General features: G+C 68.3%; 9 protein-coding genes. All 9 read right to left on the reverse strand.

Annotated elements, in window-relative coordinates:
- Positions 1–37: 37 nt before the first annotated feature.
- On the reverse strand, positions 38–589 hold the full coding sequence (gene hslV, locus ACQYVW_RS17105; RefSeq protein WP_434934434.1) for an ATP-dependent protease subunit HslV: 552 nt from the start codon (positions 587–589) through the stop codon (positions 38–40).
- 71 nt (positions 590–660) lie between these two features.
- The gene (locus ACQYVW_RS17110; protein WP_434947836.1) at positions 661–1,128 is read right to left on the reverse strand and encodes a DUF1203 domain-containing protein; all 468 of its coding nucleotides are present in this window, start codon (positions 1,126–1,128) and stop codon (positions 661–663) included.
- A gap of 117 nt (positions 1,129–1,245) precedes the next feature.
- The gene (gene xerC, locus ACQYVW_RS17115; protein ID WP_434947837.1) at positions 1,246–2,121 is read right to left on the reverse strand and encodes a tyrosine recombinase XerC; all 876 of its coding nucleotides are present in this window, start codon (positions 2,119–2,121) and stop codon (positions 1,246–1,248) included.
- Between the two features lie 78 nt (positions 2,122–2,199).
- Positions 2,200–2,880, reverse strand: coding sequence for a DUF484 family protein (locus ACQYVW_RS17120; RefSeq protein WP_434934430.1), 681 nt, complete (start codon positions 2,878–2,880; stop codon positions 2,200–2,202).
- Positions 2,868–3,707 (reverse strand): diaminopimelate epimerase, encoded by an 840-nt coding sequence (dapF, locus tag ACQYVW_RS17125; protein ID WP_434947843.1) that lies wholly within the window; start codon positions 3,705–3,707, stop codon positions 2,868–2,870. Before dapF ends, ACQYVW_RS17120 begins: the two co-directional genes overlap by 13 nt.
- Before the next feature lie 46 nt (positions 3,708–3,753).
- Positions 3,754–4,029 carry an LPS translocon maturation chaperone LptM gene (gene lptM, locus ACQYVW_RS17130; protein WP_434947838.1) on the reverse strand — a complete coding sequence of 92 codons (276 nt, stop codon included), beginning with the start codon at positions 4,027–4,029 and terminating at the stop codon, positions 3,754–3,756.
- Positions 4,030–4,093: 64 nt separating this feature from the next.
- Positions 4,094–4,507 carry a YbaN family protein gene (locus ACQYVW_RS17135; RefSeq protein WP_434947839.1) on the reverse strand — a complete coding sequence of 138 codons (414 nt, stop codon included), beginning with the start codon at positions 4,505–4,507 and terminating at the stop codon, positions 4,094–4,096.
- A gap of 169 nt (positions 4,508–4,676) precedes the next feature.
- Positions 4,677–6,836 carry a S9 family peptidase gene (locus ACQYVW_RS17140; RefSeq protein WP_434947840.1) on the reverse strand — a complete coding sequence of 720 codons (2,160 nt, stop codon included), beginning with the start codon at positions 6,834–6,836 and terminating at the stop codon, positions 4,677–4,679.
- 60 nt (positions 6,837–6,896) lie between these two features.
- Positions 6,897–9,011 carry a prolyl oligopeptidase family serine peptidase gene (locus tag ACQYVW_RS17145; protein WP_434934426.1) on the reverse strand — a complete coding sequence of 705 codons (2,115 nt, stop codon included), beginning with the start codon at positions 9,009–9,011 and terminating at the stop codon, positions 6,897–6,899.
- Between the last annotated feature and the right edge of the window lie 177 nt (positions 9,012–9,188).

Below are 9,188 nucleotides of genomic sequence, written 5' to 3' on the forward strand. Positions count from 1 at the left end.
CGGGACTGCTTCCGAATCCCGAACCCCCAATCCCGGCTCAGAGTTCCTCAACCACCACGTTGCGGTTGGTGTAGATGCAGATGTCGCCGGCGATGGCCAGCGCTTCGGTGGCGATGCTGCGCGCGTCGAGCGCGGTGTGCGCGAGCAGGGCCCGCGCGGCCGACAGCGCGTAGGAGCCGCCCGAGCCGATCGCGATGATGCCGTCCTCCGGCTCGATCACATCGCCCGTGCCGCTGATGATCAGCGAGGTGTCCTTGTCGGCCACCGCAAGCAGGGCCTCGAGCTTGCCGAAGCGCCGTTCGGTCCGCCAGTCCTTGGCCATCTCCACGGCCGCGCGCTGCAGCTGGCCGTGCTTCTCGAGCTTGGATTCGAACAGTTCGAACAGGGTGAAGGCATCGGCCGCGGCACCGGCGAAGCCGGCCAGCACCTGGCCGTCCTTGCCCAGGCGCCGCACCTTGCGCGCGTTGCCCTTCATCACCGTGTGCCCCAGCGTGACCTGGCCGTCGCCGGCGACGGCCACCTTGCCGTCGCGGCGCACCGACAGAATGGTGGTGGCGTGGAATACGTTCGGGTTCTGGCTGGGGTCCATGCGGCCTCCGGGGCGGGTCCGACAGACATAGGGGCGCGCCCGGCCCGATCAAGCCCGCCGCATCCGTGGCTTCAGGCCCGATGCGCCACGCAGGAGTAGCAGCCACGGCGGGCGTTGTGCAGGTGGACGAAGGAGACGGCCGCATCGTCCAGCAAGCGCGTCAGTTCGCCGGCCACGTCCCCGCCCTCGCACACGCAGGCATCCACCATCGCGCTGGCCGCGTCGTAGGCGCGCAGGGACATCAGACGCCGGCTGACATACGGCGGCACCTCACCGGGCGCGAGCACGCGCCGCCGGGCGTGGCGGCGCACGAAGATCGGCCCCGACGCACGATAGGGCGTGGCGCCGGGCACGTGTTCCCAGTGCAGCAGGAGCAGTTCGTCGCCCACCAGGGCATCGGCAAGGCCGACGCGGCAGGGGTAACCCGAATCGCGGTCGGCCAGCACGCGGCGCGCGCCGTGCCGTGCGAGGCTGGCGTCGTCGAGCGCGAACAGCGGGGCGAACGGGGCCGGATCGAGGCCTGAAAGGCGAAAGGTCATGGCAGCTCCTGCGGGGACGGGTTCCAGAGCCTGGCGCAGGACGCCGATCGATACGCGCCGTTTCCGGACACGCAGTTCCACCGGATCGACCGCACGGACGCGGCCTGGGAGGAGCGCTCAGTCCTTGCGGCGGCGCGCGCGGGGATGCGCGGCGTCGTAGACCTTGGCGAGGTGGACGAAATCCAGGTGCGTGTAGATCTGCGTGGTCGAGATGTCGGCATGGCCCAGCAGTTCCTGCACGCCGCGCAGGTCGCCGGAAGACTCGAGCACGTGGCTGGCGAACGAATGCCGCAGCAGGTGCGGATGCACCCGCTTGAACAGCCCTTGCCGCTGGGCCAGCAGGCGCATCCGCATCTGCACCGCACGCGGACTGATCGGCTTGCCTCCCCGGCCGGGAAAGACCGGGGACGCATCGCGGCCGCCACTGTCGCGGCGCCATTCGCGCAGCGCTTCGCACGCGAACGAGCCCACCGGCACGATGCGCTCCTTGCCGCCCTTGCCCACCACGTTGACCAGGCCCTGCTCCAGGTGCAGGTCGCCCCAGCGCAGCGTGCACAGTTCGCTCAGGCGCAGTCCCGAGGAATAGAACAGTTCCAGCATCGCGCGGTCGCGTAGTCCGAGCGGCGCGTCGGTCGGCACTTCGACCAGGGACTTGGCCTCGTCGGCATCGAGTACCTGCGGCAGCTTGCGCGGCGCCTTCGGGGCACGCACGCCTGCCGCGGGATTGGCCGCGATGCGCTCGTGCCGGAGCAGCCACTGGTAGAAGCCGCGCACCGCCGACAGGCGCCGCTGCAGGCTCTTGGGCGACAGTCCACGGCGGTGCTCGGCGGCGATGAAGGCGCGGACATCGGCCTCGCCCAGCGCGATGACGCCCGCCTGCGCCTCGGCCCAGGCCGACAGCGCCTCAAGGTCGCGGCGATAGCCGTCCAGGGTATGCGGCGAGACGCGGCGCTCCACCTGCAGGTAATCCAGGAACGCCTGGACGTGGGTCACCGCAGTTCACCGCCGGCGTGCGCCCGCGCGCTCGGCCCGGGCCATGCATGGCCCGCCTGCGGCCGCGCGGTGGCGGGATCAGGCATCGAACCGGCGCAAGGCCGCTTCGAAGGCCTCGCCCATCATGCGCAGGAACAGGGTGCCCATGCCCGGATAGAACCGGTTGGGATCGGCGCTGCCCACCGCGACCAGGCCCGCGCCTTCCAGCGCCAGCAGCGCGCTCGACTGCACATCGTCGATGCGCGCTCCGTACAACAGCGCCTGCTTGTCCGGATGCAGGCGTCCGCACAGCGGCTCCCCGTCCTTGAGCGCATCCGCGAACGGCGCGAGCACGGCGGCATCCCGATCGATCACCTGCAGCCAGGGCTGCTCGCCCAGCCCCTCGACCGGCTTGAACAGCACGATGCGCACCAGGTCGCCGGCGAAATCCTCCTCCAGCGTCGCGGCCATCGCGCTCACCACGCCAGCGCGATCGGATTGCCGCATCAGCGCCAGCGTCAGCTGATGGGTGCGCACGGCCAGGCGTTCGTTCTCCTGCGAAATCGCGTACAGGTCGTGCAGCCGGCGCGAGAGTTCGCGGTTCTTGTCGCGCAGCACTTCGAGCTGGTAACTGGCCAGCGACGCCGCCGGGCCATCCTCGCGCGGCACCACCAGGCTCAGCGCCAGGTCCGGGAACTGCTGCAGGAACTTCGGCTGCCGGCGCAGCCATGCCGCTACTTCGTGCGCGCCGAGTTTCTCGGTACTGCTCATCGGGTCCATTCCCCTTCGAAAACAAATGCGGCGGGCCCGGCCATCGCGACCTGGGCCGCGTCTTCGGGCCAGCTGATGCGCAGTTCGCCGCCCGGCAACTGCACGGTCACGTCGCGGTCCAGGCGGCCGGCCCGCACCAGCACCGCCACTGCCGCACAGGCGCCGCTGCCGCAGGCGAGGGTCTCGCCGGCGCCGCGCTCGTACACGCGCAGGCGGATACGGTCGCGGTCGATCACCTGCGCGAAGCCGACGTTGGCCGACGCCGGGAATATGGCTGCGGCCTGCAGCGCCGGGCCGATGCGGGCGACATCCGCTGCCGCCACGTCGTCCACTTCGATCAACACGTGCGGGTTGCCCATCGACACCGCGCCGAAGCGCAGCGGGCCGATGCCGCTCAGGTCGATTCCGTACCAGGGCTGGGCTTGGGCGACCCCGGTCATCGGCACCTGCGCGGGCTCGAAGCGCGGCACGCCCATCGCGATGCGATAGCGGCCGTCGCCCAGCGCCTCGACCGCGTGCCTGCCTGCGGGACTCTCCAGCGTGAAGCGCGCATCGCGGGTGGCGCCATCGCGCACCAGCCATGCCGCGACGCAGCGGGCGCCATTGCCGCACTGGGCCGATGGCGAGCCATCCGAGTTCCAGATGCCGTAGCTGGCGAGCGATCCCGGGCCAGCCGGCGGCCCGATGGTCAGGATCTGGTCGCAGCCGACACCGGTGTGGCGATCGGCCAGGGCACGGCAAAGCTCGGGATCGGGCGGCGGTGCGCCGTCGCGCAGGTCGAGCACGACGAAGTCGTTGCCCGCGCCGTGCATCTTGCTGAAGCGCAGCGGCTGCATCGACAGGTCCTGCCGGAGCGCCTGCGGGGTGTTCGCGCCCACCGGATCAACCGTTGCCGGGATCCGCCGGCGGTGGCGGCACCTCGACCGGATCCTCGGCGTCTTCCACCGGATCGGCATCCACCTCGTCCACGGCCGCGTCGTCGTCGGCCGCGTCGTCGTCCGCAACGTCCCCATCGACGTCGACGTCCTCCTCGACCTCAGCCTCCTCCATCTGCTCGGCGTCGGAAGCCCGCACCAGCGGCCCCTTGTTGCCGCAGGCGGCGAGGTTCAGGGCGACCAGCAGCGCCAGTGGCGCCAGGAATATGGAGAATCTGCGCATGCCGGCAGTGTAGCCCGGCCCGCAGGGCAGGACGAGTCCCGCGGCGGGGGGCGTTCGGGTCCGCTCAGCGTCCGCGCCCGTCGCCCTCCACGGGCGGTTCCGGCCGCAGCCAGAGCCAGGTCCCTACCGCGCCCATGCAGCCCAGCGGCAGCACCAGCAGCCACCAGCGCTCCCCGCCTCCAGCCAGCACCAGCACGACCAGGATCAGCGCCGACGCCAGCATCGTGCCCGTGGCCATCCATTTGGCGCGCCGCGCGACGGTGCGGCCCGCCTGCCAGTCCTGGATCATCGGTCCGAACCGCGGATCCGCGAGCAGCCTGCGGTGCAGGCGTTCGGACCCCCGCGCCGCGGCGACCGCCGACAGCAGCACGAACGGCACCGTCGGCAGTCCCGGCAGGAACATGCCCAACAGGCCGAGTCCGAGGCTGGCGTAAGCCAGCAGCCACCAGGCCCAGCGGAAGCGGTGCGCAGGACGCATGGCGCCATGATATCGGCTGCATGGCGGCGGATCGTGCGCGCCGCCCGCTGGAACTTCCTGGCTGCGTTTCCCGGCGCCCTTCACCTTGCCTGTATCCCTGCGCCCGGCAGACATCGGCTCCAGAAATGCAGAGGCCGCCCCGGGGGGCGGCCTTCTGTGGCGATCCTGGCTACTTCACGCCGAGCTGGTCGAGCATGAAGGCATACATCTCGGCCTGTTCGCGGAAACGGCGGAATCGCCCCGACTTGCCACCGTGCCCCGCCTCCATGTTGGTACGGAACACGATCGGGCCGTCGCCGGTGTCCAGATCGCGCAGCCGCGCCACGAATTTGGCCGGCTCCCAGTACTGCACCTGCGAGTCCCACAGACCGGTCCCGACGAACATCGCCGGATAGGCCTGCGCCTTGAGATTGTCGTAGGGCGAGTAGGTGACCATGTAGTCGTAGAACCGCTTCTGCTCGGGATTGCCCCACTCGTCGTATTCGTTGGTGGTCAGCGGAATGCTCGGGTCGAGCATCGTCGTCACCACGTCCACGAACGGCACCTGCGACAGGATCACCCGGTAGCGGTCCGGCGCCATGTTCGACACCGCGCCCATCAGCAGGCCGCCGGCGCTGCCGCCGTAGGCGGCCACGCGATCCTTCGACGCATAGCCTTCCCCGACGAGGAAGTCGGTCACGTCGATGAAATCGGTGAACGTGTTGATCTTGTTCAGCAGCTTGCCGTCCTCGTACCAGTGGCGGCCCATCTCCTGGCCGCCGCGGATATGCGCCAGCGCGTACACCATTCCGCGGTCGAGCAGGCTCACCGTGGTGGCGCTGAAGCCGGGATCCATCGACATACCGTAGCTGCCATAGGCGTACTGCAGCATCGCTGCGGTGCCAGCCTTCGCGAAGCCCTTGCGGTACACGAGCGAGACCGGGATCTTCACTCCGTCGCGCGCAGTGGCCCAGACGCGCTCGGTCACGTACTGCGTCGGATCGTAGCCGATCACCGGCTGCTGCTTGAGCAGCACGCGCTCGCCGGTCTCGGTGTCGAGTTCGTAGGTGGTCGCCGGCGTTGTGAGCGACGTGTAGGTGTAGCGCAGCTTGGTGGTATCCGGCTCGGTATTGGCCGACAGCCCCATCGAATAGGCAGGTTCATCGGCCTTCACATAGTCGGCCCGGCCGTCTGCACGCAGGATCCGCACGCGTTCGAGCCCGTCGGAACGCTCGCCCACGGCGATAAAGTCGTTGAACAGCTCGAAGGTTTCCAGGAACACCGACTCGTCGTGCGCGACCAGGTCCTTCCAGTCGCCGCGCGATGTCGATGTCGATGGCGCCTCGGAGATCTTGAAGTTCTTCGCGCCATCGGCGTTGGTCAGGATGACCCAGCGGTCGCCCAGATGGTCGACTGTGTACTCCAGATCCCGCTCACGCGGGGCGAGGACGGCGAACGCCTTCGGATCGTCCGCCGGCGCATACCGGATCTCGTCGGAAACAGTGCTGCCCAGCCCGATGACGATGTAGCGATCGTCGCGGCTGCGCTCGATGCCCATGTAGAAGCTGTCGTCTTCCTCTTCGTAGACGACTGCGTCATCCTTTGGATCGGTGCCGATCACGTGCCGCTTCACCCGCTTGGTCAGCAGCGTCTCGGGATCGTTTTCGATGTAGAACACGGTGCGGTTGTCGTCGGCGAACACCAGGTCGCCCGAGGTCCCCGTGATCTGTTCCGGATAGTCTTCGCCGGTGGCGAGGTTGCGGAAGCGGAAGGTGTACTGGCGGCGGCCGTTGGTGTCGTCCGCCCAGGCCATGATGCTGTTGTCCTGGCTGATCTCGTAGGCCCCGACCGCGTAATAGTCCTTGCCATCGGCCAGCGCGTTCACGTCGAGGAGCACCTCCTCGCCCTCGAAGTCGCCGGCTTCGTTCGCCCGCTGGATCGAGAGTGCATCCATCCCGGCGGCATCCTTGCGGCGGGCGTGGATCGGATAGTCCTTGCCGGTCTCGAACCGCGCGTAGTACCAGCAACCGCGCTCACGCGCCGGGATCGAGCTGTCGTCCTGCTTGATGCGGCCCACGATCTCTTCGTAGAGCCTGTCCTGCACCGGCTTGAGCGGTGCCATCACCCGGTCGACGTAGGCGTTCTCGGCCTCCAGGTAGGCCAGCATGGCCGGGTTCTCGCGCTTGTCGTCGCGCAGCCAGTAATACTCGTCCTGCCGCTCGGCACCATGTGGGGCCTTGACCACGTAGGGACGCTTTTCGGCGTCGGGCGGCGTGGCATCGGCGGCGAGCGTGGAAGTATGCGGAAGCGTCATCAGGATCGTGGTCGCAAGCAGGAGGGCGTTCTTCATCGGAAAGGCGCCTGGAAGTGGAGAATGCGGCGCCCGGACCAGCGGCCGGGCGCCGGCCGGTCATTCGCGGCCGAGCTGCTGCCAGAGGAAGGTCAGGTACAACGCATCCATGTGCGCGGCCTGGCGGTTGTCCGCCGCGCCGCCGTGCCCGCCCTCGATGTTCTCGTAGTAGCGCACGTCCTTGCCGGCCTCCGACATCCTGGCGAACATCTTGCGCGCATGGCCAGGGTGTACGCGGTCGTCGCGCGTGGAGGTCAGCAGGATCGTGGCCGGGTAGTCCTTCGCCGGGTCGAACAGATGGTAGGGCGAGAACTTCTGGATGAAGGCCCACTCCTCCGGCTTGTCGGGATCGCCGTACTCGGCCATCCAGGAGGCGCCGGCCAGCAGCTTGTTGTAGCGCTGCATGTCGAGCAGCGGCACCTGGATCACCACCGCACCGAACAGCTCCGGGTACTGCACCAGCATGTTGCCGGTGAGCAGGCCGCCATTGCTGCCGCCGCGGATCCCGAGGTGCCTGGGCGAGGTGATCTTCCGCGCGATCATGTCCTGTGCGACCGCGGCAAAGTCCTCGTAGGCCTTGTGGCGGTTGGCCTTGAGCGCGGCCTGGTGCCAGCGCGGTCCGTATTCGCCGCCACCGCGGATATTGGCGACCGCGTACACGCCGCCCTTCTCCAGCCAGCCCTTGCCCACACCGCCGGAATAACCCGGCGTCAGCGAGATCTCGAAGCCGCCGTAGCCGTACAGCAGGGTCGGGTTGCTGCCGTCGAGCACGATGTCCTTCGGGCGCACCAGGAAGTACGGCACGCGGGTACCGTCCTTGGATGTGGCGAAATGCTGTTCGACCTCATGCGTCGAGGCGTCGAAGAACGCCGGCTGCGTCTTCAAGACCTCCGGAGCCGTCGCATCCACGCCGGCATCGCCGAGCATCAGCGTGGTCGGCGTCAGGTAGTCGGCGACCGTGAGCCAGAGCGCATCGGACTCGTCGCGGTCCACCGCACCGGCGCTGATCGTTCCGAACTCCGGCACGCCCGACAGCGGACGCCTGGTCCAGCCCTCGGCGCCAGGCGTCAGCACGAACAAGCGATTCTTCACGTCATCGAGCACGTTGATCACCAGATGGTTCCTGGTGAACGTGGTGCCCGCCAGCGAGGTCGTCTCGGTCGGCTCGAACAGCACCTCGAACTCGCGCTTGCCGGCCATGAACTCGTCGAACTTGGCCGCCAGCAGCGAACCGGCCGCATAGGTGCGGCCGCCCACCGTCCAGGGTTCGCGCAGCTCGAGGCCGATCCATTCGCGGTAGGCCGACTTCTGCGCCGAGTTGGGCGCATCGATCTTCGTCAGCGAGCCGTCGGCATCGCGCAGGTACAGCTCGTCGTTGTAGAAGGCCAGCGTGCGGCTCACGAAGTCGCGCTCGAACCCCGGGGTATCGTCGCGCATCGCGGCGATGTACATGTCGCCGGGCTGGCCTTCGTAGACCACCCTGGCCTGCGCCAGGGGTGTGCCGCGCTTCCATTCCTTGACGATGCGCGGGTAGCCCGAACTGGTCAGCGAGCCCTCGCCAAAGTCCGTATAGACGTACACGGTATCGCGGTCGATCCAGCTCAGGGCGCCCTTCGCCTCTTCGCGGAAGAAGCCGCCATCCACCCAGGATCGGGTCGACAGGTCGAACTCGCGGGTGACGTCCGCATCCGCGCCACCGCGCGAAAGCGCCACCAGGCAGCGGCTGTAATCCGGACGCAGGCAGTCCGCGCCGTGCCACACCCAGTTCTCGCCCTCGGCCTTGTTCAGCGCGTCGAGGTCGATCAACACATCCCACTGCGGCTTGGGCTTGCGGTACTCCTCCAGCGTGGTCCTGCGCCACAGCCCGCGAGGATTCTGCTTGTCCTTCCAGAAGTTGTAGTACCACTCGCCCTGCTTGTAGACGCCGGGAATCTTCTCGTCGGAGTCGTAGATCGCAAGCAGGTCGGCTTCGAGCTGCTTGAATGCCGGCGTGCTCGCCAGTTGCTGCTCGGCCTTGGCGTTCTGCGCCTTGACCCACTCCAGCGCCTTGGGATCCTCCACGCCTTCAAGCCACTGGTAGGGATCGGACACCTTCGCCTCCTCGTTCGCGTGGACGGCACCGGCCGCAAGGCCGATCGCGAGCGCGAGCGTCGCGGCGGAAATGGGATTCGCCATCACTGGTTTCCTGTGCAAATGATGGCGCACGCTACCACGGAGCATGCGCAGGCCGCAGCTGTCGAAAGTCGGAAACTGCATTCCGACGCGAATGCCCATGGATTTCCAGCGGCACAATAAAAAACCCCCAGCCTTGTGGGCTGGGGGTTTGGGGTAAAGACCCTGGCGATGACCTAC

It is taken from the genome of Luteimonas campi (assembly GCF_051162505.1).
In the GTDB taxonomy this organism is placed as follows: Bacteria; Pseudomonadota; Gammaproteobacteria; order Xanthomonadales; family Xanthomonadaceae; genus Luteimonas.

Bases quoted from the DNA above. Each gene is read 5' to 3' on its own strand.
- hslV (WP_434934434.1), bottom strand. From the start codon at position 589: ATGGACCCCAGCCAGAACCCGAACGTATTCCACGCCACCACCATTCTG.
- ACQYVW_RS17140 (WP_434947840.1), bottom strand. From the start codon at position 6,836: ATGAAGAACGCCCTCCTGCTTGCGACCACGATCCTGATGACGCTTCCG.
- ACQYVW_RS17110 (WP_434947836.1), bottom strand. From the start codon at position 1,128: ATGACCTTTCGCCTTTCAGGCCTCGATCCGGCCCCGTTCGCCCCGCTG.
- ACQYVW_RS17145 (WP_434934426.1), bottom strand. From the start codon at position 9,011: ATGGCGAATCCCATTTCCGCCGCGACGCTCGCGCTCGCGATCGGCCTT.
- ACQYVW_RS17120 (WP_434934430.1), bottom strand. From the start codon at position 2,880: ATGGACCCGATGAGCAGTACCGAGAAACTCGGCGCGCACGAAGTAGCG.
- dapF (WP_434947843.1), bottom strand. From the start codon at position 3,707: ATGCAGCCGCTGCGCTTCAGCAAGATGCACGGCGCGGGCAACGACTTC.
- ACQYVW_RS17135 (WP_434947839.1), bottom strand. From the start codon at position 4,507: ATGCGTCCTGCGCACCGCTTCCGCTGGGCCTGGTGGCTGCTGGCTTAC.
- lptM (WP_434947838.1), bottom strand. From the start codon at position 4,029: ATGCGCAGATTCTCCATATTCCTGGCGCCACTGGCGCTGCTGGTCGCC.